The 23,461-nt window shown below is 70.7% G+C and carries 23 protein-coding genes and 1 pseudogene; 9 read left to right on the top strand and 15 right to left on the bottom strand.

Annotation, left to right across the window (positions count from 1 at the left end; all coding sequences use genetic code 11):
* Positions 1-65: 65 nt before the first annotated feature.
* The 12 genes from ASC64_RS20940 to ASC64_RS20885 form a co-directional block, all read right to left on the bottom strand.
* A complete protein-coding gene (locus ASC64_RS20940; protein WP_056909505.1) occupies positions 66-671 on the bottom strand; it encodes an acVLRF1 family peptidyl-tRNA hydrolase in 606 nt (201 codons plus the stop codon).
* A gap of 2 nt (positions 672-673) precedes the next feature.
* On the bottom strand, positions 674-1,219 hold the full coding sequence (locus tag ASC64_RS20935) for an NYN domain-containing protein (RefSeq protein WP_056909504.1): 546 nt from the start codon (positions 1,217-1,219) through the stop codon (positions 674-676).
* A 29-nt stretch (positions 1,220-1,248) separates the two neighbouring features.
* Positions 1,249-1,650 (bottom strand): hypothetical protein, encoded by a 402-nt coding sequence (locus tag ASC64_RS20930; protein ID WP_056909503.1) that lies wholly within the window; start codon positions 1,648-1,650, stop codon positions 1,249-1,251.
* Between the two features lie 30 nt (positions 1,651-1,680).
* On the bottom strand, positions 1,681-2,463 hold the full coding sequence (locus ASC64_RS20925; RefSeq protein ID WP_200937939.1) for an aminoglycoside adenylyltransferase domain-containing protein: 783 nt from the start codon (positions 2,461-2,463) through the stop codon (positions 1,681-1,683).
* A 160-nt stretch (positions 2,464-2,623) separates the two neighbouring features.
* The gene (locus tag ASC64_RS20920; protein ID WP_056909502.1) at positions 2,624-3,034 is read right to left on the bottom strand and encodes a metal-sulfur cluster assembly factor; all 411 of its coding nucleotides are present in this window, start codon (positions 3,032-3,034) and stop codon (positions 2,624-2,626) included.
* A complete protein-coding gene (sufU, locus tag ASC64_RS20915; RefSeq protein ID WP_056909501.1) occupies positions 3,031-3,498 on the bottom strand; it encodes a Fe-S cluster assembly sulfur transfer protein SufU in 468 nt (155 codons plus the stop codon). The genes ASC64_RS20920 and sufU overlap by 4 nt, the downstream gene beginning before the upstream one ends.
* Positions 3,499-3,555: 57 nt before the next feature.
* Complete coding sequence (locus tag ASC64_RS20910; protein WP_056909500.1) at positions 3,556-4,791, bottom strand: cysteine desulfurase; 1,236 nt, start codon at positions 4,789-4,791, stop codon at positions 3,556-3,558.
* A gap of 46 nt (positions 4,792-4,837) precedes the next feature.
* The gene (gene sufC / locus ASC64_RS20905; protein WP_056909499.1) at positions 4,838-5,596 is read right to left on the bottom strand and encodes a Fe-S cluster assembly ATPase SufC; all 759 of its coding nucleotides are present in this window, start codon (positions 5,594-5,596) and stop codon (positions 4,838-4,840) included.
* Positions 5,593-5,928 carry a non-heme iron oxygenase ferredoxin subunit gene (locus tag ASC64_RS20900; protein WP_056909498.1) on the bottom strand — a complete coding sequence of 112 codons (336 nt, stop codon included), beginning with the start codon at positions 5,926-5,928 and terminating at the stop codon, positions 5,593-5,595. The genes sufC and ASC64_RS20900 overlap by 4 nt, the downstream gene beginning before the upstream one ends.
* On the bottom strand, positions 5,928-7,151 hold the full coding sequence (gene sufD, locus ASC64_RS20895; RefSeq protein WP_056909497.1) for a Fe-S cluster assembly protein SufD: 1,224 nt from the start codon (positions 7,149-7,151) through the stop codon (positions 5,928-5,930). The genes ASC64_RS20900 and sufD overlap by 1 nt, the downstream gene beginning before the upstream one ends.
* A gap of 57 nt (positions 7,152-7,208) precedes the next feature.
* Positions 7,209-8,627, bottom strand: a complete 1,419-nt coding sequence (gene sufB, locus ASC64_RS20890; protein WP_056909496.1) for a Fe-S cluster assembly protein SufB — start codon at positions 8,625-8,627, stop codon at positions 7,209-7,211.
* The gene (locus ASC64_RS20885; RefSeq protein WP_056909495.1) at positions 8,624-9,343 is read right to left on the bottom strand and encodes a helix-turn-helix transcriptional regulator; all 720 of its coding nucleotides are present in this window, start codon (positions 9,341-9,343) and stop codon (positions 8,624-8,626) included. The genes sufB and ASC64_RS20885 overlap by 4 nt, the downstream gene beginning before the upstream one ends.
* A gap of 161 nt (positions 9,344-9,504) precedes the next feature.
* On the opposite strand from ASC64_RS20885, the pseudogene ASC64_RS20880 reads away from it, so the two are divergent.
* The 3 genes and pseudogenes from ASC64_RS20880 to ASC64_RS20870 all read left to right on the top strand — a co-directional run.
* Positions 9,505-10,131: pseudogene (locus ASC64_RS20880) on the top strand (ABC transporter ATP-binding protein); the annotation flags it as partial.
* 266 nt (positions 10,132-10,397) lie between these two features.
* Positions 10,398-11,177 carry an ABC transporter permease gene (locus ASC64_RS20875; protein ID WP_056909493.1) on the top strand — a complete coding sequence of 260 codons (780 nt, stop codon included), beginning with the start codon at positions 10,398-10,400 and terminating at the stop codon, positions 11,175-11,177.
* Positions 11,177-12,109, top strand: coding sequence for a COX15/CtaA family protein (locus ASC64_RS20870; protein ID WP_235563860.1), 933 nt, complete (start codon positions 11,177-11,179; stop codon positions 12,107-12,109). Before ASC64_RS20875 ends, ASC64_RS20870 begins: the two co-directional genes overlap by 1 nt.
* Before the next feature lie 7 nt (positions 12,110-12,116).
* Here the strand turns inward: ASC64_RS20870 and ASC64_RS20865 are convergent, their stop codons facing one another.
* The 3 genes from ASC64_RS20865 to ASC64_RS20855 form a co-directional block, all read right to left on the bottom strand.
* Positions 12,117-12,587 (bottom strand): class F sortase, encoded by a 471-nt coding sequence (locus tag ASC64_RS20865; protein ID WP_056909492.1) that lies wholly within the window; start codon positions 12,585-12,587, stop codon positions 12,117-12,119.
* A complete protein-coding gene (locus ASC64_RS20860) occupies positions 12,587-13,891 on the bottom strand; it encodes a hypothetical protein (protein WP_156385331.1) in 1,305 nt (434 codons plus the stop codon). Before ASC64_RS20860 ends, ASC64_RS20865 begins: the two co-directional genes overlap by 1 nt.
* A 218-nt stretch (positions 13,892-14,109) precedes the next feature.
* Entirely contained in the window at positions 14,110-15,075 is a 966-nt protein-coding gene (locus ASC64_RS20855; RefSeq protein WP_056909490.1) for a heme o synthase, read from the bottom strand.
* Positions 15,076-15,319: 244 nt separating this feature from the next.
* Here ASC64_RS20855 and tkt point away from each other — a divergent pair, with 244 nt between their 5' ends.
* The 6 genes from tkt (at position 15,320) to pgl (ending at position 23,458) form a co-directional block, all read left to right on the top strand.
* Positions 15,320-17,419 (top strand): transketolase, encoded by a 2,100-nt coding sequence (tkt, locus tag ASC64_RS20850; protein WP_235563869.1) that lies wholly within the window; start codon positions 15,320-15,322, stop codon positions 17,417-17,419.
* A 26-nt stretch (positions 17,420-17,445) separates the two neighbouring features.
* The gene (gene tal, locus ASC64_RS20845; RefSeq protein WP_056909488.1) at positions 17,446-18,561 is read left to right on the top strand and encodes a transaldolase; all 1,116 of its coding nucleotides are present in this window, start codon (positions 17,446-17,448) and stop codon (positions 18,559-18,561) included.
* A complete protein-coding gene (pgi, locus tag ASC64_RS20840; protein WP_056909487.1) occupies positions 18,558-20,207 on the top strand; it encodes a glucose-6-phosphate isomerase in 1,650 nt (549 codons plus the stop codon). The genes tal and pgi overlap by 4 nt, the downstream gene beginning before the upstream one ends.
* Positions 20,207-21,730: a glucose-6-phosphate dehydrogenase gene (zwf, locus tag ASC64_RS20835; RefSeq protein ID WP_056909486.1), complete on the top strand. Its 1,524-nt coding sequence runs from the start codon at positions 20,207-20,209 to the stop codon at positions 21,728-21,730. The genes pgi and zwf overlap by 1 nt, the downstream gene beginning before the upstream one ends.
* Positions 21,731-21,803: 73 nt before the next feature.
* Positions 21,804-22,718 carry a glucose-6-phosphate dehydrogenase assembly protein OpcA gene (locus tag ASC64_RS20830; protein ID WP_056909485.1) on the top strand — a complete coding sequence of 305 codons (915 nt, stop codon included), beginning with the start codon at positions 21,804-21,806 and terminating at the stop codon, positions 22,716-22,718.
* Positions 22,715-23,458 (top strand): 6-phosphogluconolactonase, encoded by a 744-nt coding sequence (gene pgl / locus ASC64_RS20825; protein ID WP_056909484.1) that lies wholly within the window; start codon positions 22,715-22,717, stop codon positions 23,456-23,458. The genes ASC64_RS20830 and pgl overlap by 4 nt, the downstream gene beginning before the upstream one ends.
* Positions 23,459-23,461 lie beyond the last annotated feature (3 nt).

Genomic DNA, 23,461 nt, shown 5'->3' with positions numbered 1-23,461 from the left:
GCTACGACCGCTCCGGCCCCGGACGTCTTGGGAATCGCAGGTCCCGGCCCGTGATTCGCATGACGTCAGGCGTTGGTGACCTGCACCGACACCGCCTGCGCGTCGGCGACCGCCCGGTCGAGCACGGCCCGGCGCGGGTCGGGCACCGGCAGCCACGGGCCCACCACCGTGACGGCGGAGAGTCGCGGGTCGTCGAGGACCGCGTCGACCGCGGCGTGGTCGCCGCCCGTCACCACGAGGCGTACGCCGTCCAGGATCCGCGCCGCGTGGTCCGCTGCCGCCTCGTAGGCCTGCCGCGCCTGGTTGTCGCGGCGCCGGGCGAACCGCTGCTGGCTCTGCCCGCCGGCCTTGGTGCGTCCCTGCACGTGCCGCTGCCCGATCTTGTGCTCGACGAGCTGCGTGCCGGCGAGCCGTGCCACGGCGAACCCGCCCTTGCGGACCAGGAGGACGCCCCACCGCTCGGGGGCCCGGGCTGCCGACGCGAAGGCGCCCACCTCCGGCGGACCGTCGTACGACGCCCCGAACGGCAGCCGGGCGGTGAAGTCGGAGCCGTCGGCGGCGTCCCCGCGCACCCGGCCGTCGACCACGGTCACCGTGGCGTCGCCGTGGCGTGCGGCGAAGTTGTCGACCCACCGCTCCCAGCGAGCGACAGGGACGAGGACGTCGGGCACGGCTAGAGGAAGTCGAGCGGGTCGAACTCGTCGATCGGGATGATCCGGATCCGCGGGAGCGGGGTGTTGAAGGCGCCGATGTCGTACTCGAGGTCGAGGATCCGCAGGCCCGGCAGGCTGCGGAACTGTGAGTTCACGAACTCGGTGAAGCCGATGACGCCCACCTGGCGGCTGCCGTCGCAGAGCGCTGAGACCTGCTCGACGAAGTCGCCGTCGTGGCTCACCAGCACCACGTCGGCCGCCCGCTGGACGAGCGCCTCGGCGGTGCGCTGGATGGCGATGTCGACGATCTTGCCCTCACCGCTCAGCGGGATCGGCTTGAAGCCGATCGCGAGCAGCGCCTGCACGAAGCTGGTGGGCAGCTCGGTGCTCGCAGCGAGGAAGAACAGGCCGGTCACGTCCTGGTCGAAGGCCCGCTCGGCCCACTCCAGCAACCGGTCCCAGCGTGGGCGCTCCTCCGGCCGCGGTCGGCGCCCGAGGATCGAGGTCCCGAGGGTCGCGTCGATGTTCTCCCCGTCGACGAGGAGGTAGGTCATCCGCTCGGCCATGCGAGGACTCTCCCACACCGCCCGCGGCGTCAGGACCGGTAGACGACCTTGAACGCCTCGACGACCTGGTCGCCGGACACGTCGACGTCGGTGACCTCGACCAGCGCCCGCGGTCCGCCCGCGCCGTCGCACAGGATCGACAGCACACCGGTCTCCGGGAGCTCGCCGGCGTAGTCGGCCGACGCGGCCGTGGTCGCACCGTGCCCGTCGGCCAACACCTGCGCGACGAACTCGTCGGACTCGGCGGCTGAGTCGCCGTAGGCCCACGCCGGCGGCGGCACGGACTCCAGCGTCGTCGGCCCGAAGTAGGTCGGGGCCGCGTTGAGCTTGGCGTGGAACCGGGCCAGGTCCCAGAAGACGCGGAGCTCCTCGTGGTCGAACTCGATGTCACTGACCTCGACGGCGCTGGGGTCGACCTCGGACTCACTCATGGCTCGAGCCTAGACGGCGCGCACGAGCGGTCAGGCCGCCTCGGCGACGTAGGCCGCGAACGCCCGCGCCGTCGCCATCGACCCAGGCCGTGGCTCGGCGGTCGGGTCGAACCCGAGATCGCGGTCGGCCAGCACCTGCTGCAGCAGCGGCCGCCAGGCCGGGTCGGCGTGCATCATCGCCCACCGCAGGGAGTCGCGCTTGCTGGCCACCTGACCGGTGCGCACGGTGTAGAGGCTGCGACAGGCCTGCACGACGAGGTAGCGCTGGCACCACGCGAGCGTCGGCGGGCACCAGGCGAGCACGTCGCGGGTGAGCGTCGTGAGGGACGCCCGGGCGTGGTCGCGGAGCACGTCGTCGGGCACCGGGTCCATCAGCCGCACCGGGCACGGACCCACGAGCGTGACCCCGTGCTCGCGCAGGATCCACCGCGTCCACGGCTGGTTGCAGTGCTCCGACCAGCTCATGTCGTCGTGCCCGTGGTCGACGTAGAGCCACGGCCGCCCCAGCCCGGCGGTCGTGCGCAGGTCGTCGAGGACGGCGTAGGACCCCTCGAGGTGACGGTTCCAGAAGCCGTCGCGGTGCGGCAGGTCGCGGTGCAGGGCCCGGAGCGCCGCCTCCTGCTCGGCGTCCGGACGGTCGCGGACCACGACGATGAAGTCGCAGTCGCTGTGCAGGTCACCCGCCCCGAGTGCGAACGACCCCTGCAGGTAGGCGCCGACGAACGACTCGCCCAGCGCCGCCTGTGCGCCGGTGACGAGGTCGTGCAGCACGCCGTTGAGCTCGGCGTAGCGCGTGGGGTGGGGGTTCAGCACGCATGGAGTGTGCGCTCGGCGCCACCGCGCCGCCACGGGTTTTCTCCGAGGGCCTGTCCTCCACGAGGGGTTTCGACCCGCCCGTCACGAGCTCGCGAGCTCGCTCGTGGGGCTCGCTCAACCTCTTCGCGTTCGCGTCCGGCTTCGCCGTCCGCGAGGCTCAGACGTTGAAGCCCAGGGCGCGCAGCTGCTCGCGGCCGTCGTCGGTGATCTTGTCCGGACCCCACGGCGGCATCCAGACCCAGTTGATCGCGACGTCGCCGACGAGGCCCTCGAGCGCGGACTCGGTCTGGTCGGTGATCACGTCGGTCAGCGGGCAGGCCGCCGAGGTGAGCGTCATGTCGAGGACGGCGTTGCTGTGCTCGTCGAGGTGCACGCCGTAGACGAGGCCGAGGTCGACCACGTTGATCCCCAGCTCGGGGTCCACGACGTCCTTCATGGCCTCGGTGACGTCCTCGACGGTGACCGTCGAGGTGCCGCCGAGCTGGCCGGCCTCGGGCACGTCGGGCAGGTCGCTGTGGTCGGCCTGGTGGTCGGTCTGGTGGTCGGCCTGGTGGGTGGACTCGGTCATCGGGTCTCTCCTTCAGTCTGGGCCTGGGCGGTCGCGTCCTTCCACGCCATCCAGGAGAGCAGGGCGCACTTCACGCGCGCGGGGAACTTGGCGACGCCGGCGAAGGCGATGCCGTCCTCGAGGACGTCCTCGTCGGGTTCGACCTGCCCCTTGCCCTGCATGAGCTCGAGGAAGGTCTGGTGGATCTCCATCGCCTCGGCGACCGGCTTGCCGATCACGAGGTCGGTCAGCACCGACGTCGACGCCTGCGAGATGGAGCAGCCCACGGCGTCGTAGGAGACGTCCTGGACGACGGGGCCATCGGGGCCGTCGGCGAGGTGCACCCGCAGGGTGACCTCGTCACCGCAGGTGGGGTTGACGTGGTGGACCTCGGACTCGAACGGGTCACGAAGGCCCTGGTGGTGCGGGTTCTTGTAGTGGTCCAGGATGATGTCCTGGTAGAGCGCGTCCAGATCGGTGCTCATACGGGGTCCCTGCGGAAGCGCGAGCGAAGCGAGTGGTTTCGTGGGGTGTTCATCGCATCAGTCCACCTTGAAGTAGCGACGGGTGTGGTGGAGCGCCTCGACCAGCGCGTCGATCTCCGCCGGTGTCGTGTAGAGGTACGACGACATCCGGGTGGAGGCCTGCACGCCGAAGCGGGCGTGCGCCGGCTTGGCGCAGTGGTGGCCGGCCCGGACCGCGACGCCGCGCGAGTCGAGCACCTGCGCGATGTCGTGCGGGTGGACCCCGGCCAGCTCGAAGGAGACCGCTCCCCCGCGCTGGGCGGCGTCGAGCGGTCCCAGCACGGTGAGGCCGGGGACCGACTGCAGGCCCTCGAGGGCGTAGGCCGTGATCGCCTGCTCGTGCGCGTGGATCGCCTCGAGCCCGATGTGGCCGAGGTAGTCGACCGCCGCGCCGAGACCGACGGCCTCGACGATCGGCGGGGTGCCCGCCTCGAAGCGGTGCGGCGCCTTGGCGTACGTCGAACGCGCCATGGTCACGGTCTCGATCATCTCGCCGCCGCCGTGGAACGGCGGCAGCTGGTTGAGCAGCTCCTCGCGCCCCCACAGGACGCCGATGCCGGTCGGGCCGGTGACCTTGTGGCCGGTGAAGACCAGGAAGTCGCAGCCGACCGCCTGCACGTCGACGGGCAGCTGCGGCGCAGCCTGCGAGGCGTCGATCACGGACAGGGCGCCGACGGCGGCAGCCCGGGCGACGAGGTCGGTGACCGGGTTGATCGTGCCCAGCATGTTGGAGACCCAGGTGAAGGCGACCACCTTGGTGCGCTCGTCGACCAGCTGGTCGGCGTTCGACAGGTCCAGGTGGCCGTCGTCGGTGAGCCCGAACCAGCGCAGCTCCGCACCCGACCGCTCGCAGGCCAGCTGCCACGACACGATGTTGGAGTGGTGCTCCATCTCGGTGATGACGACGTTGTCGCCCGGGCCGAGGTCGATCGTGCGCGCCAGCAGGTTGAGCGCCTCGGTGGCGTTCTTGGTGAAGATCACCTCGTTGCGCGAGGGCGCGTTGAGGAACGCCACCACCTTGTCGCGCGCGGCCTCGTAGGCCTCGGTCGACTCGGCACCGAGCTGGTGCATCGCCCGGGCGATGTTGGCGTTGTGGCGCTCGAGGTGGTCGACCATCGTGTCGATGACGACCTGCGGCTTCTGCGAGGTGTTGGCGCTGTCGAGGTAGACCAGCGGCTGACCGCCCGCGAGCGTGCGCTCGAGGATCGGGAAGTCCTTGCGGATCACGTCGAGATCCGGAAGCAGTCCTTCCATGGGCGTTACCTCGTTTCGGCGGTGGGAGAAGTGGTGCTCGGGTGGCTCAGGCGTTCGCCTTGAGGTACTTGTCGTAGCCCTCTGCCTCGAGCTGGTCGGCGAGCTCCTTGCCGCCGGACTCGGCGACCTTGCCGTCGACGAACACGTGGACGAAGTCGGGCTCGATGTAGCGCAGGATGCGGGTGTAGTGGGTGATCAGCAGGACACCCTTGCCCTCGCGCTCGCGGAAGCGGTTGACGCCCTCGGAGACGATCTTGAGCGCGTCGATGTCGAGGCCGGAGTCGGTCTCGTCGAGGACGGCGACCTTCGGGTCGAGCAGCTCGAGCTGGGCGATCTCGTGGCGCTTCTTCTCGCCGCCCGAGAAGCCCTCGTTGACGGAGCGCTGCGCGAAGGTCGAGTCGAGGTTGAGCCGCTCGAGCGCACCGTTGACGTCCTTGACCCACGTGCGCAGCTTGGGCGCCTCGCCGTCGATGGCGGTCTTGGCGGTGCGGAGGAAGTTCGACACCGAGACGCCGGGGACCTCGACGGGGTACTGCATCGCGAGGAACAGGCCGGCGCGGGCCCGCTCGTCGACCGACAGGGCGAGGACGTCCTGGCCGTCGAGCGTCACCGAGCCGCCGGTGATCGTGTACTTCGGGTGGCCGGCGATGGAGTAGGCCAGCGTCGACTTGCCGGAGCCGTTGGGGCCCATGATGGCGTGCGTCTCACCCTCGTTGATGGTGAGGTCGACGCCCTTGAGGATCTCCTTGGGGCCGTCCTCGGTCTCGACGGTGACGTGCAGGTCGGTGATGACGAGCTTGCTCATGCGGGGGTGACTCCGTTCAGGGTGGTCTCGGTGTCGACGTACACATCGGTGCCGCGTAGGTCGACGGGGAAGGTCGCGACCGGCTCGGTCGCGGGGAGGTTGGTGGGCTTGCCGGTGCGCAGGTCGAACATCGACCCGTGCAGCCAGCACTCGATCTGGCAGTCGGCGACCTCGCCCTCACTGAGGGCCACGGCGGCGTGGCTGCACTCGTTCTGCAGCGCGAACACCTCGTCGCCGTCGCGGGCGACGACGATCTCCAGGTCGCCGATCGTCACGGCGAGGCCCTGGTCGGGCGTGACCTCGTCGAGTGCGCAGGCGCGCTCGTAGGTCATCAGCTGTCCGACCCGAAGGCTGCCAGCGAGCCGACGTCCTTGAGGACGTTCTTGGCGAGCTCGGCCTCGACGGTCGTGAGGAGGCGGTCCTCGATCGACGGCACGCCGACCTTGCGGATCAGGTCGTTGAAGAAGCCGTGGACGACCAGGCGCTGCGCCTCCTGCTCCGAGACGCCGCGCGACTGGAGGTAGAAGAGCTGGTTGTCGTCGAAGCGCGCGGTGGCCGACGCGTGGCCGGCACCCTCGATCTCGCCGGTCTCGATCTCGAGGTTGGGGATTGAGTCGGCCTGGCAGCCGTCGGTGAGGACCAGGTTGCGGTTCTCCTCGTAGGTCTCGATGCCCTCGGCGACCTTGCGGATCAGCACGTTGCCGACCCAGACCGTGTGCGCCTTCTCGCCCTGCAGCGCGCCCTTGTAGACGGCGTGGGACTTGGTGCGAGGCGCGGTGTGGTCGGCGAAGATCCGGTGCTCGATGTGCTGGCCGGCGTCGGCGAAGTAGAGGCCGAGGAGCTCCGCGGAGCCGCCGGGGCCGTCGTAGGTCACGTTGGCGTCCATGCGGACCAGGTCGCCGCCGAAGGAGATCGCGGCGTGCTTGTAGGTGGCGTCGCGGCCGACCCTGGCCTGGTGGTGGGACAGGTGGACGGCGTCGTCGGCCCAGTCCTGGATGGAGACGACACTTGCCTCCGCGCCGTCGGCGACGACGACCTCGACGACTGCGGCCACCGCGGCGGACCCGGTGTGGTTGAGCACCACGACGGCCTTGCTGTGCCGGCCGAACCGCAGCACCACGTGGGCGCCGCTCGTCGTGTCGGCGTCGGTGCCGTCGACCTCGACCACGATGGGCTCGGCGGCCTCGACGTCGGCGGGCACGTCGACGAGCAGCGTCGCAGGGACCTCGGCGAGGACCCGGGCGGTGAAGCGGGTGTTGGGCACCCAGCCGCTGACACCGCGCAGCGAGGTGGCCTCGTCACCGGTGACGACCCCGACGGACACGCCCTCGGGCGCGTTCCAGGTGGCGTGGGTGTTGCGCCCGTCGAGCGGTGCGTCGGCGTGCAGGCCCTTGAGCCGCTTCAACGGGGTGAAGCGCCAGATCTCCTCGCGACCGGTCGGGACCTCGTGGTCGGCGACCACGAAGGAGCCGGCCGGGTGGAGGTGGCTCTCCACCTTGTCGAGCTCGGGGCTCTGCTCCAGCGCGGAGCGAACGGAATCAGTGGTGACGGTCAACTGTCTTCTTCCTTGGTACTCGGAGGAGCTTCGTACTGTCGAGCGGGCCCGGATCAGTCAGCCGACGGCGCCTTCCATCTGCAGCTCGATCAGGCGGTTGAGCTCGAGGGCGTACTCCATCGGCAGCTCCTTGGCGATCGGCTCGACGAAGCCGCGCACGATCATCGCCATCGCCTCGTCCTGCTCCATGCCGCGCGACATGAGGTAGAAGAGCTGGTCGTCGGAGACCTTGGAGACGCTGGCCTCGTGGCCCATCGAGACGTCGTCCTCGCGGATGTCGACGTAGGGATAGGTGTCGCTGCGGCTGATCTGGTCGACCAGCAGCGCGTCGCACAGCACGTTGGACTTCGAGCCGTGGGCGCCCTCGTTGACCTGGATCAGGCCGCGGTAGGACGTCCGGCCGCCGCCGCGGGCGACCGACTTGCTCAGGATCGAGCTCGAGGTGTGCGGTGCCGCGTGCACCATCTTGGCGCCGGCGTCCTGGTGCTGGCCCGCGCCCGCGAAGGCGATCGACAGGGTCTCGCCCTTGGCGTGCTCGCCCATCAGGTAGATGGCGGGGTACTTCATCGTCACCTTGGAGCCGATGTTGCCGTCGACCCACTCCATCGTCGCGCCGGCGTCGCAGGTGGCGCGCTTGGTGACGAGGTTGTAGACGTTGTTCGACCAGTTCTGGATGGTCGTGTAGCGGCAGCGGCCGCCCTTCTTCACGATGATCTCGACGACCGCGGAGTGCAGCGAGTCAGACGAGTAGATCGGGGCGGTGCAGCCCTCGACGTAGTGCACGTAGGCGTCCTCGTCGACGATGATGAGCGTGCGCTCGAACTGGCCCATGTTCTCGGTGTTGATCCGGAAGTAGGCCTGCAGCGGGATGTCGACGTGGACGCCCTTGGGCACGTAGATGAACGAGCCACCGGACCACACCGAGGTGTTGAGCGCGGCGAACTTGTTGTCACCGACCGGGATGACGGTGCCGAAGTACTCCTTGAAGAGCTCCTCGTGCTCCTTCAGCGCGGTGTCGGTGTCGACGAAGATGACGCCCTTCTCCTCGAGGTCCTCACGGATCGAGTGGTAGACGACCTCCGACTCGTACTGAGCGGCGACGCCGGCGACGAGGCGCTGCTTCTCCGCCTCGGGGATGCCGAGCTTGTCGTAGGTGTTCTTGATGTCCTCGGGGAGCTCCTCCCACGAGGTCGCCTGCTTCTCGCTGGAGCGCACGAAGTACTTGATGTTGTCGAAGTCGATCGTCGACAGGTCCGAGCCCCACGTGGGCATCGGCTTGCGGTGGAAGAGCTTGAGCCCCTTGAGGCGCAGGTCGAGCATCCACTGGGGCTCGGACTTCTTCGAGGAGATGTCTCGTACGACGTCCTCGTTGAGACCGCGGGTGGCGGCGGCGCCGGCGTCGTCGGAGTCGGCCCAGCCGAACTCGTAGTTGCCGATGCCCTTGAGCTCGGGGTTGAGTTCTTCGATGGAGGTCATGCCTTCTCCTTCTTCGGTGCGGGCTTCGGTGCGGGCTGGAGGGTCTGGGGGATGCAGGTGGTGCACACGCCGTCGCCGTGGGCGATGGTCGCCAGGCGCTGCACGTGGGTGCCCAGGACGGAGGCGATGGCCTCGGTCTCGGCCTCGCACAGCTGCGGGAACTCGTGGGCGACGTGGGAGACCGGGCAGTGCTGCTGGCACAGCTGCTCCCCCACGCTGATGCCGTTCACCGGGGCGAGGTCGCGCACCGAGGCGGCGTAGCCGTTCTGGGTGAAGACCTTCGCCAGGGCTTCCGCGGGCGTCAGCGACGGGTCGAGGTCCATCACGGCGGCGTAGTCGCGCTCGACGAAGGCGACGCGCCGCCGGGCGAACTCGACGACCGCCTCCTCGCCCTGCGTCTCGGCGAGGAAGCGCATCGCCTGGACGGCGAGGTCGTCGTACTGCTGGTCGAAGCTGTCGCGGCCCGCCTCGGTGAGCGCGAAGACCTTGGCCGGGCGGCCGCGGCCGCGGGTGCCGTAGACCTTCGGCTCGCGCGACTCCACCATGCCCTCGAGCGCCAGGTGGTCGAGATGCCGACGTACGGCGGCGGGGGTGAGGTCGAGACGACGGGCCAGGTCGGCCGCGGTGGAGGGGCCGTTCTCCAGGATCGTGCGGGCCACGCGCTCACGCGTGGGTGCGTCCCCGTCCGGGGTCGCCGCCGTCCTGGTGAATTCCACAACGACAGTGTGACGTTATTGCACTTCGCCGTTCAAGCAAGGGTGACCTAAGTGACGGTGGACACGGGTGCCGGACGCCGACGCGGGGCCACGCCCCCGTGCGACCTAGACTTCGCGACGTGCCAGCGCCCACCCCCGCCGTCGAGGTCGACGGCCTGGTGATGGCCTACGGCGACAAGGTCGCCGTCGACGGGCTGTCGCTCGAGGTGGCCCGCGGATCGATCACCGCGGTCCTCGGCCCCAACGGCGCGGGCAAGACCACCACGCTCGAGACGTGCGAGGGCTACCGCGTCCCGCAGAAGGGCACCGTCCGGGTGCTCGGCCTCGACCCCCAGCGCGACCGCGCGGCGCTCCTGCCGCGCATCGGGGTGATGCTGCAGTCCGGCGGGGCCTGGAGCGGCGTACGCGCGCGGGAGATGCTCGACCACATGGCGTCGCTGCACGCCCGCCCGCTCGACACCGACATGCTCAGCGACCGCCTCGGCCTCGCCGACTGCGGGCGCACGCCCTACCGCCGGCTGTCCGGCGGGCAGCAGCAGCGACTGGGGCTGGCCATCGCGCTGGTCGGCCGCCCCGAGCTGGTCTTCGTCGACGAGCCGACGGCCGGCATGGACCCGCAGGCGCGGCGCACGACGTGGGAGCTGCTCGAGGAGGTCCGCGCCGACGGGGTCACCGTCGTGCTGACGACCCACCACATGGACGAGGCGGAGCGGCTCGCCGACCGGATCCACATCATCGACCGCGGTCGCGTCATCGCCAGCGGCACGCCCGGCGAGCTCACCCGCGAGGGCCGCTCGGCCACCATCCGGCTCGTGGTCAACCGGCCGTTCCCCGACGGTGCCCCGGAGTCGCTGCGCGTTGACCTCGGCCCCGACACCGAGGTCCGCCAGCTCGACGAGGTCAGCATGCTCATCCACGGTCCGGCCGACTCGACCACCCTGGGGCTGGTCTCGCGCTGGTGCGAGCAGCACGACGTGCTCCCCGAGACCCTCAACCTCGGCCAGCGCAACCTCGAGGACGTCTTCCTCGAGCTCACCGGTCGGGAGCTGGCGCCATGAGCACGTTCACGCCCGCACCGGGTGGCGCCACGCTGCCCCGGATGGTGCTCGCCCAGGCGCGCATGGAGGCGCGGCTCATGCTCCGCAACGGCGAGCAGCTGCTCCTCGCGATCGTCATCCCCGTCATCGTGCTGTTCGGCGGCGTCGCCGGCGCCGACCGGATCGGCATCGACCTCCAGGGCCACCGTCCCGTCGACATCCTGACGCCGGGCGTCCTCGCGCTGGCGGTGATGTCGACGGCCTTCACCTCGGTGGCGATCGCGACGGGGTTCGAGCGCCGCTACGGCGTCATCAAGCTGCTCGGCTCCTCGCCGCTCCCCCGCCACGGACTGCTCCTCGGCAAGGTGCTGGCGCTGCTCAACGTGGTCGTGCTCCAGCTCGTCGTCCTCGTGGTCGTCGGGCTGGCGCTCGGCTGGGAGCCGACGCTGGACCACCCGCTCCGCTCGATCGTGGGCGCCGTCCTGGCCCTCGCGCTGGGTACGGCGGCCTTCGCCGCGCTCGGGCTCTTCGTCGCGGGCGTGCTGCGGGCCGAGGCGACGCTCGCCCTGGCGAACCTCGTCTACCTCCTGCTGATGGCGGGCGGAGGCGTCGTGCTGCCGACCAGCGCCTACGGCGCCGCCTCCCCCGTGATCTCGTGGCTGCCGTCGGCCGCGCTCGGCGACGGGATGCGCGAGGCCCTCGTGCACGCGTCCATCGACGGCCGGTCCCTGCTCGTGCTCGCCGCGTGGGCGGCCGTCGGCACGCTGCTCACTGCTCGAACCTTCAGGTGGGAATGATGTCTGCCCTGCTCGACCGGCTCGCCCGGTACCTCTGGCCCCTCGCGCTGGCCAACCTCGTCGCCAACATCGGCATCGTGGTGACGGGCGCGGCTGTCCGGCTCACGGGGTCCGGGCTCGGGTGCCCGACCTGGCCGCGCTGCTCCGACGAGTCGTACGTCACCCACGAGGCGCTCGGCGTCCACGGCATCATCGAGTTCGGCAACCGCACGCTCACCTTCATCCTCGCCGCGATCGCGGTGCTGTGCTTCCTGGCGGCGCTCGGCGCCCGCCACCGCCGCGCGACCCGGCTGGCGTTCGTCATCGGGCTCGGCATCCCGCTCCAGGCGGTGCTCGGCGGGATCACGGTGCTCACCGACCTCAACCCCTGGATCGTGTCGGGGCACTTCCTGCTGTCGATGGCGATCATCATGGTCTGCATCGCCCTCCTCGACGAGCTGCGCAGTCCCGACCGGGTCGCCGCCCCGCCGCTGCCGCGCGTGCTCGCATGGACGACGGCGGCCGCAGGGTGGGTGGTGCTCTACCTCGGCACGGTGGTCACCGGTGCCGGGCCCCACGCCGGCGACACCGACTCCCCGCGCAACGGCCTCGCGCCGGCGACGGTCTCGCACGTCCACGCGATCGCGGTCTACGTGCTGGTCGCGCTCACGCTGGCGCTCCTCGTCGTCGCGCTGCGCGGAGGACACCGCTGGCTGGCCACGGTGACCGGACTGGTCCTGCTCATCGAGGTGCTGCAGGGCGTGCTCGGCTGGGTGCAGTACTGGCTCGACCTGCCGGTCGGGCTGGTCGCGCTGCACATGCTGGGCGCGGCGCTGCTCGCCGCCGGCCTCGCCCGGATCGGGCTCGCCGTGCTCCCCCACCACGCCGTGCACGAGGCACGTGCGGACGGCGGGTCGCAGCCGGACGCCGCGACCCGCCTCCCCCAGCGCTGAGCGCGGGTCAGAGCTTGCGGGCGAAGATCACCGTGCGCTTGGAGTAGTCGTCGGCCTTGCAGGCCACCAGCACGATCCGCGGCGGGCCGGAGACGGAGTAGAGCGCGCCCATCCTGCGGCTGGCCGCCCAGAACTCACGGCGTACGACCTCGAAGCGGCACCCCGCGACGCGGATCCGGTCGCCTGTGCGCAGCCGACCCCAGCGGTCGGCGACGCCGTTGCCGGAGCGCCAGGCGTGACCGGCGTAGACGGTGCTGCCGGTGGGGTCGCAGGGCGGGTCGCCCTTGGCCCACGTGTAGACCGTGCCCTGGAGGCGCGAGCCCACGTCGAGGGTGTCGTTGCGCGCGGGCACCTTGACCACCACGGCGTCGGTGCCCGTGCGGGCGATCTGCAGCCGGTCAGGGGCGGCGTGAGCCGCACCCTGACCGGCCAGCAAGGTCGCGCAGAGCGTCACCGCGAGCAGCGCGACACGACGCATCACGAACCCGTGTGCGGGGCGATCTCCGGAGCCTTCGCGCACGGCTTGGTGCTGAACCTCAGCCGCCAGACCTGCTTGCCCTCGAGGCGGTAGGTGGCGTCGGCGGACGCGGCGCGGACGGTCACCGAGTAGGGCCGCTTGCCCTTCGCGTTGACGGGCTTCAGCGTGCGCGCCTTGAGCCACACGCCCTGGTGGAGCACGGTGCCGTTGACGGTGTAGACCACCCCGGCGCGCTTGCTCACCTTGAACAGGTCGCTCCGGGTGCCGCACTTGTCGATCTGCTTGGCCTTGGCCTTCACCACGCGGACCTCGGCGGGCAGCACCTCCGGCGGGCTCACCGGGCACGGCTGCTGCGTGTCGGTGGGGACCGGGAGCGTGATCACGGTCTGGCCGTTGCCGAACGAGTGACCGGGGTTGGCGGTGATCGTCAGGCTGCCGGTGGGGTTGAGGACCGAGGTCCACGGACCGCTCGGCACCGTGCCGTAGTGGGCGTTGCCCGGGCCGCAGTCGTCGATGACCGGGACCTGGGGAGCCGACTCGATGCACGGCTGGTTGCTGTCGGTCGGGACCGGGTAGGTGATGACCGTCCGGCCGGCGGGGAAGGCGTGGCCCTCGTCGGCCGTGATCGTCAGGCTGCCGTCGGGGTTGAGGACCGAGGTCCACGGACCGCTCGGCACCGTGCCGTAGTGGGCGTTGCCCGGGCCGCAGTCGTCGACGACCGGGACCTGGGGAGCCGACTCGATGCACGGCTGGTTGCTGTCGGTCGGGACCGGGTAGGTGATGACCGTCTGGCCGTTGGTGAAGACGTAGCCCTCGTCGGCGGTGATCGTCAGGCTGCCGTCGGCGTTGAGCACCGAGGTCCACGGACCGCTCGGCACCGTGCCGTAGTGGGCGTTGCCCGGGCCGCAGTCATCGACGACGGGCACCTCCGGCGCCTCCACCCTGATGGTGTTGCAGTCCTCGGAGAACGCGGCGACAGGGATCGTCCCGGAGTTGGTCTGGGTGACCCCGTTGGACCACTCGGCGGACAGCGTGAGCGTCACGTCGGACGTCGGCCGCGACGTCACGGCCTCCGCGAAGGTCCTGGTCTCCTCCCAGCGGAACGTGGTGCCGACGGGCACCGCCTGCGGACGGTTGGAGGCCGTGATCCGCTCGGTCCGCTGCTCGCTGTTGACGACCTCCCAGGTGACGTCCCACCCGCCGCCGGTGCGGCAGGAGACGGATCCGGTGATCGTGTTGTGGTGAGCACTGGACGGAGCAGCGAGGCCGACGATGGCGAAGCCGACGGCCACCACCAACGTCATGATCCTCGACATGCTCCGGCCGGCCGTGCCCCCACGGCCATCGCCCAGGTGCTGTCGTGGCGCGCCAAACATCAGTAGAACCCCCATGAGTACGTGCGGAAGCCCTGCGCTCCCCCACGTTGATGATTCAACGGCAAGCGACGACGAGTGACACGGGAGGAATTCTCAAGAGGTTCTCTGGAAATCCTCATTTCCCCTATTTGTGGCAGCAGGATGCGCTAGCGACCGAGCAGAGGATCAAGGGCCACCGCCACGAAGAGGAGCGAGAGGTAGAGGTTCGAGGCGTGGAAGAGGCGCATCGGGTTGATCTCGCTGAGCACGTCGGACGACTTGGCCCGGCCCCACATGCGGTGCGCCTCGACGAGGAACACCGCGCCGAGGACGACGGCCGCGACGGGGTAGACAACGCTGGTGCCGGCGACCGGCCAGAGCAGCAGCGACACCGCGACCATGACCCAGCTGTAGACGACGACCTGGCGGCCGACCTCTCCCGCGGGCTTGACCACGGGCAGCATCGGCACGTCGACGTTGGCGTAGTCCTCGCGGTAGCGCAGCGCCAGCGCCCAGGTGTGCGGCGGGGTCCAGAAGAACACCACGAGGAACAGCACGACCGGCGTCCACGCCAGCTCGCCGGTGACAGCGGTCCAGCCGATGAGGGCGGGGAAGCACCCGGCGAGGCCGCCCCAGACGATGTTCTGGGTGGTGCGCCGCTTCAGCAGCATCGTGTAGACGAACACGTAGAACGCATTGGCGAGCACGGACAGCGCGGCCGAGAGCCAGTTGACCCAGAGCCCGAGCACCACGGTCGACACGACGGCCAGCACCGTGGCGAAGACGAGGGCGGACGACGCGGACACCATGTGGCGCGGCAGCGCACGTCGGCGCGTACGACGCATCTGCTCGTCGATGTCGCGGTCGTAGACGCAGTTGTAGGCCGACGCCGAGCCCGCGGACAACGCCCCGCCCACGACGGTGGCGACCACGAGGCCGAGCGGCGGGATGCCACGCTCGGCGAAGAACATCACGGGGACCGTCGTCAGCAGCAGCAGCTCGATGACGCGCGGCTTCGTGAGACCGACGTAGGCGCCGACCACGTCGCGCCAGGTCTTCGGTCCCTCCTGGCCGTGGCCGCCGTCACCGGTCGACGCGGCGGCGGACTCAGCGCGCGAGCCGGCGTGGGACACGGTGGAGACCTCGGGAGGACGGTGACGGATGGACGGGCGGATGGGACGCGGGAGAGTGGGAACCGGAGGAGATGAACAGCCTGCGATCCGCGGTCCGCGGCCACCCTCAGGCGGGGTCGAGTCTACTCGGCCACGACGCTAGGCTCGCAGTCGAGGCCACCCCAACGGACCTGTGATCCTGGATGCACCCCCGAGTGCCGCCCGCACTCCACCGAGAGGAACTGCGTTGACCAAGAAGTCCGCCCTGCCCACCACGCTCGAGTGGGACGACGTCGACAAGCGCGCGGTCGACACCGCCCGCGCCCTCGCGATGGACGCGGTCCAGAAGGTCGGCAACGGCCATCCCGGCACGGCCATGAGCCTGGCGCCGGCGGCGTACCTGCTGTTCCAGAAGGTGATGCGGCACAACCCGGCGGACCCACACTGGACGGGTCGCGACCGCTTCGTCCTCTCGTGCGGCCACAGCTCGATCACCCTCTACACCCAGCTCTTCCTCGGCGGCTGGGGCCTCGAGATCGAGGACCTCCGCTCGCTGCGCACCTGGGGCAGCAAGACGCCGGGCCACCCGGAGCACGGCCACACCGCCGGCGTCGAGACCACGACCGGCCCGCTGGGCCAGGGCGTCGCGAACGCCGTCGGCATGGCGATGGCCGCCCGTCGCGAGCGCGGCATCCTCGACCCGGAGACCGCCGAGGCCGACTCGCCCTTCACCCACCACGTCTACGCGATCTGCTCCGACGGCGACCTCGAGGAGGGCGTCAGCGCCGAGGCGTCCTCGATCGCCGGCACCCAGCAGCTCGGCAACCTGACGCTGATCTACGACGCCAACCAGATCTCGATCGAGGGCGACACCGACGTGGCGTTCACCGAGGACGTCGGCGCGCGCTACGAGGCCTACGGCTGGCACGTCCAGCACGTCGACTGGACCAACGGCGGCACCGACTACGTCGAGGACGTCCCCGAGCTCTACGCCGCGGTCCGCGCCGCCGACGAGGTCACCGACCGGCCGAGCCTCATCGTGCTCCACACCGTGATCGCGTGGCCGGCCCCCAACGCCCAGGGCACCGGCAAGTCGCACGGCTCGGCCCTCGGCGCCGAGGAGGTGGCCGCCACCAAGGAGGTGCTCGGCTTCGACCCGGACAAGCACTTCGAGGTCCCCACCGACGTCATCGAGCGCACCCGCGGGCTCGTCGAGCGCGGCAAGGAGGCCCAGGCGGCCTGGCAGGAGCGCTTCGACACCTGGAGGTCCTCGGCCCCCGCCGACGTCCTCGCGACCTTCGAGCGGATGCAGACCCGCGCGCTGCCCGACGACCTGGTCGACGTGCTGCCGACCTTCGACGCCGACCCCAAGGGCGTCGCCACCCGCAAGGCGTCCGGCGCGGTGATCAACGCCGTCGCCGGCGTGATGCCCGAGCTCTGGGGCGGCTCGGCCGACCTGGCCGAGTCCAACAACACGACCATCGAGGACGCGCCGTCCTTCATCCCGGAGAGCCGGTCCACCGACCAGTGGAGCGGCGACCCGCTCGCCGGTCGCGTGCTGCACTTCGGCATCCGCGAGCACGGCATGGGCGGCATCCTCAACGGCATCGCCCTCCACGGCGGCACCCGCGTCTTCGGCGGCACGTTCCTCACCTTCAGCGACTACATGCGCGGGTCGGTCCGCCTGGCCGCGATCATGGGCCTGCCGGTGACCTACGTGTGGACCCACGACTCGATCGGTCTCGGCGAGGACGGCCCCACGCACCAGCCGATCGAGCACCTGGCCGCGCTGCGCGCCATCCCCGGCCTCGACGTCGTACGCCCTGCGGACGCCAACGAGACCGCGGCAGCCTGGCACGCGGTCCTCGAGCGCACCGACCGCCCCGCCGGCATCGCGCTGACCCGCCAGAACGTCCCGGTGTTCCCGCGCGGCGAGGAGGGCTACAGCGACACCAGCAACGTGCACCGTGGCGGCTACGTCCTCCTCGACGTCGACGGCGGCGAGCCGGACGTGATCCTCATGGGCACCGGCTCCGAGGTGCAGGTGGCCGTCGCGGCACGCGAGCTCCTCGCGGCCGACGGCATCCGGGCCCGCGTCGTCTCGCTGCCCTGTCTCGAGTGGTTCGAGGAGCAGGAGGAGGCCTACCGCGAGTCGGTCCTTCCGCCCACCGTGAAGGCCCGCGTGTCGGTCGAGGCCGGCGTCAAGCAGGGCTGGCGCGACTACGTCGGCGACCACGGCCGCATCGTCTCCCTCGACCACTACGGCGCCTCGGCCGACTACGCGCGCATCTACGAGGAGTTCGGCATCACCGGCGAGGCGGTGGCCAACGCGGCCCGCGACAGCCTCCGCACCCTGACCGACTGACGTACGTCCCCACAGGAGGAAACGGCATGAATGATCGTCTCAAGGCCCTGGCCGACGCCGGGGTGTCCATCTGGCTCGACGACCTGTCCCGCGAGCGGCTGGAGACCGGCAACCTCGCCGACCTGGTCAAGAACAGCTTCGTGGTCGGCGTGACGTCCAACCCGTCGATCTTCCAGTCGGCGCTGTCCGACGGCGAGCGCTACGACCCGCAGGTCCGCGAGCTGGCGGCTGCGGGCGCCGACGTCGACGAGGCCACCCGCACCATCACCACCGACGACGTCCGCGAGGCGTGCAAGGTGATGCGCCCGGTCTTCGACGCCACTGACGGCGTCGACGGGCGGGTCTCGATCGAGGTCTCCCCCGGCTTCGCCCACGACACCGAGCAGACGGTCAAGGAGGCAGCCGAGCTCTGGAAGATCGTCGGCGAGCCCAACCTGCTCATCAAGATCCCCGGGACCGAGGAGGGCTGGCCGGCGATCACGGAGACCATCGCCGCCGGCATCTCGGTCAACGTCACGCTCATCTTCGGCCTCGAGCAGTACCGCAACGTGATGGAGGCCTACGTCTCCGGGCTCGAGCAGGCGCTGGCCAACGGCCACGACCTCGCCGACATCCACTCGGTCGCCTCGTTCTTCGTCTCGCGCGTCGACACCGAGATCGACAAGCGCCTCGAGGCGACGACCGAGGGCCCCGGCACCGATGCCGGCCTGCGCGGCAAGGCCGGCGTGGCCAACGCCCGGCTCGCGTTCCAGATGTACGAGGAGTTCTTCGCCGGCGAGCGGTGGGCGGCGCTCGAGGCCGAGGGTGCGCGCAAGCAGCGTCCCCTGTGGGCCTCGACCGGCGTCAAGAACCCCGACTACGACGACACGATGTACGTCGTCGACCTCGTCGTCGAGGACACCGTCAACACGATGCCCGAGAAGACCCTCGACGCCGTCGCCGACCACGGCGAGGTGCGCGGCGACCGGATCCGTCCGTTCTACGACGACGCGCACGCGCACATGCAGGCGCTGGCCGAGGCGGGCATCGACTACGACGACGTGATCCGGGTGCTGATCAAGGAGGGCGTCGACAAGTTCGTGGTCGCGTGGGACGAGCTGCAGACCACGCTGGCTGCGTCTCTCGAGGCCGCTCGGGCATGAGCGTCGCCCCGGTGGACCCGACGACGACGACCGCCTGGGGTGACCTGCAGCAGCTGGCTGACGGCTACGAGCCCGACCTGCGGGCGGCCGTGACGGCCGCCCGGGTGGCCGAGCAGACGTTGACGGCGGGCGAGCTGCACGTCGACCTGTCGAAGAACCTCTGCGACGCCGACATCGACGCGGCGCTCCTGCGACTGGCCGGCCAGGTGGACCTCGCCGGCCGGCGCGCGGCGATGTTCGCGGGCGAGCACATCAACGTCACCGAGGACCGGGCGGTGCTGCACACCGCGCTCCGCCTCCCCGCCGGCGCCACCCTCGAGGTGGACGGGCAGGACGTCGTCGCCGACGTGCACGAGGTCCTCGACCGGGTCACCACCTTCGCCGAGCAGGTCCGCTCGGGCGCCTGGACCGGCGTCACCGGCAAGCAGATCCACACCGTGGTCAACATCGGCATCGGTGGCTCCGACCTCGGGCCGGTCATGGCCTACGAGGCGCTCGCGCCCTACCGCCAGGAGGGCCTGACCTGCCGGTTCATCAGCAACATCGACCCGACGGACGCAGCCCAGTCGCTGGCCGGCCTCGATCCCGAGACCACCCTGTTCATCGTCTCCAGCAAGACCTTCGGCACCCTGGAGACACTCACCAACGCCCGGCTGTGCAAGGCATGGCTGCTCGACAACCTGCCGACCGGCACCGACTCGGCCGCGGCCGTCGCCCAGCACTTCGTGGCCGTCTCGACCGCCCTCGACAAGGTCGCGGACTTCGGCATCGACCCGGCCAACGCGTTCGGCTTCTGGGACTGGGTGGGCGGCCGCTACTCCATGGACTCGGCGATCGGTCTCTCCCTCGTGGTGGCCATCGGGCCGGAGGCCTTCGCCGACCTGCTCGCGGGCTTCCACACCATGGACGAGCACTTCCGCACCGCTCCGCCGGAGTCCAACGTGCCGCTGCGGATGGGGCTGCTCAACGTCTGGTACACCAACTTCCTCGGTGCCCACACCCACGCGGTGCTGCCCTACTCCCAGCTGCTGCACCGCTTCCCGGCCTACCTCCAGCAGCTCACCATGGAGTCCAACGGCAAGGGCGTGCGGTGGGACGGGCAGGCCGTCGGCTACGACACCGGCGAGGTCTTCTGGGGCGAGCCCGGCACCAACGGGCAGCACGCGTTCTACCAGCTCATCCACCAGGGCACCCGGCTGGTGCCGGCCGACTTCATCGCCTTCGCCACCCCGGCGTACGCCCTGAAGGACGGCGACACCGACGTCCACGAGCTGTTCCTGGCCAACTTCTTCGCCCAGACCCAGGCGCTCGCCTTCGGCAGGACCGACGACGAGGTCCGCGCCGAGGGCGTCGCGGAGGACCTGGTCGCCGCGCGGACCTTCCCCGGCAACCGGCCGACGACGTCGATCATGGCGCCGGCCCTCACCCCCGGTGTCCTGGGTCAGCTGGTGGCGCTCTACGAGCACATCACCTTCGTCGAGGGCGCGGTGTGGGGCATCGACAGCTTCGACCAGTGGGGCGTCGAGCTCGGCAAGCAGCTCGCCCAAGGGCTGGGCCCGGCCGTCTCCGGCGACGCCGCCGTGCTCGCCGAGCAGGACCCGTCCACGCAGTCCCTGATCGGCTACTACCAGGAGAACCGACGCTGATGAGCCCCACCAACCCGCTGCGCGACCCGCAGGACCGCCGGCTCCCCCGCATCGCCGGTCCGTGCGGGATGGTGCTCTTCGGCGTCACGGGCGACCTGTCGCGCAAGAAGATCATGCCCGCGATCTACGACCTCGCCAACCGCGGCCTGCTGCCGCCCGGTTTCAGCCTGGTGGGCTTCGCGCGGCGCGACTGGGCCGACCAGGACTTCGCCCAGATCGTGCACGACGCCGTCCGCGAGCACGCACGTACGCCGTTCCGCGAGGAGGTCTGGAACCAGCTCTCCGAAGGCTTCCGCTTCGTGTCGGGCGACTTCGACGACGACATGGCCTTCGACCAGCTGCGCCGCACGGTCGAGGAGCTCGACCAGCTCCGCGGCACCAACGGCAACATGGCGTTCTACCTCGCCATCCCGCCCGGCTTCTTCGGCACGGTCGTCGGCCAGCTCAAGGAGCACGGCCTCGCCGACCACCGCGAGGGCCAGTGGCGGCGCGTGGTCGTCGAGAAGCCGTTCGGCCACGACCTCGAGTCGGCCCGTGAGCTCAACGACATCCTCGGCAATGTCTTCCCGTCGGGGTCGATCTTCCGGATCGACCACTACCTCGGCAAGGAGACGGTGCAGAACATCCTGGCGATGCGCTTCGCCAACAACATGTTCGAGCCGATCTGGAACTCCAACTACGTCGACCACGTGCAGATCACCATGGCCGAGGACATCGGCATCGGTGGCCGCGCCGGCTACTACGACGGCATCGGTGCGGCACGTGACGTGATCCAGAACCACCTCCTCCAGCTGATGGCGCTCGTCGCGATGGAGGAGCCGATCGCGTTCGACGCCGAGAGCCTGCGGATCGAGAAGCAGAAGGTGCTCGCCTCGACCATGCTGCCCAAGCGACTCGACCTCACCACGGCGCGCGGGCAGTACGCCCCCGGCTGGGCCGGCGGCGAGAAGGTCAACGGCTTCCTGGAGGAGGAGGGGATCAAGCCGACCTCCACCACCGAGACCTACGCCGCGATCACCGTGCACTGCGACACCCGCCGTTGGGCCGGGGTCCCGTTCTACCTCCGCACCGGCAAGCGGCTGGGACGTCGCGTCACCGAGGTCGCCGTCGTCTTCAAGCGCGCGCCCCACCTGCCGTTCAGCCAGACCGCCACCGAGGACCTCACCCAGAACGCCCTCGTGATCCGCGTGCAGCCCGACGAGGGCATGACCATGCGGTTCGGGTCGAAGGTGCCGGGCACCGCGATGGAGATCCGCGACGTCAACATGGACTTCGCCTACGGCGGCTCCTTCACCGAGGCGAGCGCCGAGGCCTACGAACGACTGATCCTCGACGTGCTGCTCGGCGACCCGCCGCTGTTCCCGCGCCACGAGGAGGTCGAGCTGTCCTGGAAGATCCTCGACCCGGTGCTCGACCACTGGGCCAAGAAGGGCAAGCCCGAGCAGTACGACTCCGGCACCTGGGGGCCGGCGTCCGCCGATGCGATGCTCGCCCGTGACGGCCGCACCTGGAGGAGGCCCTGATGACCTCACCCCACGCTGCTCCTCGCCTCCCCCACTCCGTTCCTGCGCCGAACAACACCGAGGGGACCCCGAGATGATCGAGCTCACCGACACCACGTCGTCCGAGATCGCCGCGGAGTTCGTCCGCTCCCGCACCCGCGCCGGCAGCCCGGCCATGGGCATGGTCATGACGCTGATCATCGTGGCCCCCGAGGACGACGCCGTGGAGGCCATGCAGGCCGCCAAGCGGGCCTCGCGCGAGCACCCGTCCCGGGTCCTCGGGGTGATCCTCGGCGACGCCCGCGGCGGGCCCCACGTCAATGCGCAGGTCGGCAGCGGCGACGGGTGGGGCGGTGAGACCGCGCTGATCCGGCTCAAGGGCGAGGTCGTCAAGCACGCCGAGTCCGTCGTGCTGCCGCTCCTCCTGCCCGACTCCCCCGTTGCGATCTGGTGGCCGACGGCCGCCCCGGCCGATCCGGCCAACGACCCGCTCGGCCGTCTCGCCCAGCGGCGGATCACCGACGCCGCCGCCGTCGCGCGCGGCAAGTCGACTGCGATGGTCAACCAGTGCCGCTCCTACGCGCCCGGCAACACCGACCTCGCCTGGACGCGGCTCACCCCGTGGCGAGCGCTGCTGGCAGCCGCGCTCGACCAGCACCCGATCAAGGTGACCGGCGCGAACGTCACCGCCGAACGGATCAGCCCGAGCGCCGACCTGCTCGTCGCCTGGCTGTGCGACCGCCTCAAGGTCGCGGTCGAGCGGGACACCTCGTCCGGCCCCGGCATCACCGAGGTCACCATGGACACCAAGGAGGGCCCCATCAGCATCTCGCGCTCCGACGGGCGACTGGCGACGTTCTCCTCGCCGCACCGCCCCGACCGGCCGGTCGCCCTCAAGCGGCGCGAGGTCCCGGCGCTGCTCGCCGAGGAGCTGCGCCGACTCGACGAGGACGACACCTACGCCGCGACCGCGGCGAAGCTCGTGAAGCTGGAGGGCAAGAAGAAGTGACCGTCTCGGAGGTACGCCCCTTTCCCGGCCGCGGTGAGCTCGCCACGGACGTGGCCGCGGCCCTGCTCGAGCGGATCGCCGCTGTCCAGGCGCGCGGCGAGGTGCCCCACATCGGCCTGACCGGCGGCAGCATCGCCGAGGAGATCCACGCGGCGATCGCCCGCCTGTCCGGCGACTCCGACGTCGACTGGTCACGGGTCGTGCTGTGGTGGGGCGACGAGCGCTGGCTGCACAGTGGCTCCGAGGACCGCAACGAGGTCCAGGCGCACCGCGACTTCATCGACGCGGTCGGCGTCGACCCGGACAACGTGCACGTGATGCCGCCCAGCGACGCCGGCCTATCACTCGGCGAGGCCGCCGACGCCTACAGCGCAGCCGTGCGCGAGCGTGGTGCGGGCTTCTTCGAGGTGCTGATGCTCGGCATCGGCCCCGACGGGCACGTGGCCTCGCTCTTCCCCGGGCACCCGGCGGCCGTGGTCGCCGACGCGATCGTCGTACCCGTGGAGGAGTCGCCGAAGCCGCCGCCGGAGCGGCTCTCGCTGACCTTCGAGGCGATGGAGCGCAGCAACGCGGTGTGGTTCGTCGCTGCCGGTGCGGACAAGGCCGACGCCATCGCCCGGGCCCTGACCGGCCCCGCCGCCCCCGGCTCCCCCGAGGCCGTCGAGTGCCCGGCGCGTGTCCCGCGCGGCACGGTGGAGACCATCTGGTGGCTCGACGACGCCGCCGCCCCCCAGCGCTGACCG

Source organism: Nocardioides sp. Root122, from assembly GCF_001425025.1.
Classification (GTDB): domain Bacteria; phylum Actinomycetota; class Actinomycetes; order Propionibacteriales; family Nocardioidaceae; genus Nocardioides.
The sequence above is the reverse complement of the archived record's forward strand: the minus strand, read 5'-3'. Positions and strand labels throughout refer to the sequence as shown.